The organism is Streptococcus oralis (genome assembly GCF_001578945.1).
Lineage (GTDB): Bacteria > Bacillota > Bacilli > Lactobacillales > Streptococcaceae > Streptococcus > Streptococcus oralis_Q.
Genome location: NZ_KQ969551.1, coordinates 282,543 through 283,086, shown reverse-complemented (window position 1 = coordinate 283,086; position 544 = coordinate 282,543). Strand labels below are relative to the sequence as shown.

2 protein-coding genes are annotated in these 544 nt (G+C 35.8%); one reads left to right on the top strand and one right to left on the bottom strand.

What is annotated here, in order from left to right; all coding sequences use genetic code 11:
* Positions 1 to 242 (bottom strand): PHP domain-containing protein (locus SORDD16_RS04075; RefSeq protein ID WP_128973469.1); only part of this gene is annotated, 242 nt, incomplete at its 3' end.
* Positions 243 to 407: 165 nt separating this feature from the next.
* Here SORDD16_RS04075 and SORDD16_RS12240 point away from each other — a divergent pair.
* On the top strand, positions 408 to 544 hold a 137-nt coding region (locus SORDD16_RS12240), incomplete at its 3' end, for a hypothetical protein (RefSeq protein ID WP_369404185.1).

The window sequence follows — 544 nt, the reverse complement described above, 5'->3', positions numbered from 1 at the left end:
GCTAGAAAACGGAAAGAAATCACCCTGTCGTCTATAATCAAGTTCATTTCAAGACCAATTAAAGGTCGAATGCCATACTTACGAGTCACTTCTAAAAAGTGATAGGCTCCATAGAGATTATCAACATCCATGATAGCAAGGTGAGAATAGCCGTATTCTTTAGCCATTTGTACGTATTTTTCAATTGAAACCACACTTTCCATAAAACTATAAACAGTCTTGGTGTCGAGCTGTGCAATCATTTCTTCTCCTCCTTGCTTTCGTTTTACTACTATTATACCATTTTAAAAACTAGAATGAAAAGGTAGAGACCATTCCTTTTAAAGTGACTTCATCACAAGTCAACGATATCTTTTTTACCTTATTTTTGATATACTAAATTTAGAATATTTCCAAAGGAGAGCGCCATGCGTTTTAATCAATTCAGCTACCTTCTCGTTTCTCATTCGCAAGTTTTGTGCGAGTTATCCCAGCTTGGTTTGAAGCTGGCACCAGAACAAGCATCAAAAAAACAACTTGAACAATTTGTCCGATGGAGTTTTTT